Here is a 1,394-nt window from a genome sequence, read left to right as displayed (position 1 = left end):
CAGGGCCCCGGCAATGTGGCGTGGTGTCCGGCTCGTCCGTGAGTGAGCTGGGATAGCGGAACAGGCACGACTTCCAAGATCATGTGGGTGTCTAAGTCCCATGATCCCTACGGAAGACCGTGCCTGCCTCCTCATCATCTCTGATCAACCCTGTCCTGGACCAGCTCGCCGGGCTTCCTGATCCCGATCGGGAGCTGCTGGCCGGCGGGTTGCCGAATCTGCTGCACTATCTGGCGTGGGTGCCCGACCCCCGCGACCGGCGGGGTGTCCGCCACAGCCTGGTGTCGATACTGGGCTTGGCCACTGCGGCGGCGCTGGCCGGATCGCGAGGGTTCACCGCGATCGGCGAGTGGGTGCTGGACGCATCCCCGCAGGTCTGGGCCGCGTTCGGAGTACGCCGTGATCCGCTCACCCGCAAATTCGAATCGCCGGATGAGGCCACAATCCGCCGCGTGGTCGAGGACGTGGACGCCGACGCCCTCGACGCGGCGATCGGCTCCTGGCCGGCCAGCGCGCTCCGGTCCCGACAGACCAACCGGCCACCAGCCGGTTCTGCCGGGCGCAGACGAGCGCTGGCGGTGGACGGCAAAGCGTTGCGTGCAACCCATCACCACACCACCGACAGCCAGGCCCTGCACCTGCTGTCAGTGCTCGATCAGGCCGCCGGGATCGTGCTGAACCAGACCAACGTGCAGGGCAAGACCAACGAGATCACCCGGTTCCGGCCGCTCCTGGAACCCCTGGACCTGACCGGAGCCGTGGTGACGGCCGACGCCCTTCACACCCAGCGCGACCACGCCGAGTTCCTGGTCACCCGCAAGGACGCCCACTACATCCTGGCCGTGAAGAAAAACCAGCCGAGTCTGTACTCGCAACTCAAAGGCCTGCCCTGGCGGAAGGTCCCGATCACGCACGCCGAAAACGACCACGGTCACGGCCGGGACGAACGCCGGACGGTCAAGATCGTCTCAGTCACCCAAGGGCTGCTGTTCCCCCACACCGCCCAGGCCATCGCCATCACCCGCCGCACCCGCCAGGCCGGGACCAAGAAATGGAAGACCATCACCGCCTACGCCGTCACCAGCCTCGCCACCCACCAGGCCACCCCCACCGAGATCGCCAGCTGGATCCGCGGCCACTGGAGCATCGAAGCGCTCCACCACGTTCGAGACGTCTCCTTCGGAGAAGACGCCTCCCAGGTCAGGACCGGAAACGGGCCCCGCGTCATGGCCACATTCCGCAACCTGGTCACCGGCATCCTGAGACTGACCGGCCATGACAACATCGCCGCCGCCCAACGACACCACAGCCGCAACCCCGTACGCACCCTGACCACCCTGGGCATCAGCCCCGCGTAGCGGAAACGGACACTACGCGACTTTGCCGGGACCCTG

General features: G+C 67.1%; 1 protein-coding gene. It reads left to right on the top strand.

The features are described from left to right. Positions 1–119 precede the first annotated feature (119 nt). Positions 120–1,358, top strand: a complete 1,239-nt coding sequence (locus HKK74_RS38830) for an ISAs1 family transposase (protein WP_222723272.1) — start codon at positions 120–122, stop codon at positions 1,356–1,358. The last annotated feature ends 36 nt before the right edge of the window (positions 1,359–1,394 follow it).

The organism is Actinomadura alba (assembly GCF_014323705.1).
GTDB classification, from domain to species: domain Bacteria; phylum Actinomycetota; class Actinomycetes; order Streptosporangiales; family Streptosporangiaceae; genus Actinomadura_C; species Actinomadura_C alba.
Note: the sequence above shows the minus strand (reverse complement) of the source record. Positions and strands in the feature narration are given on the sequence as shown.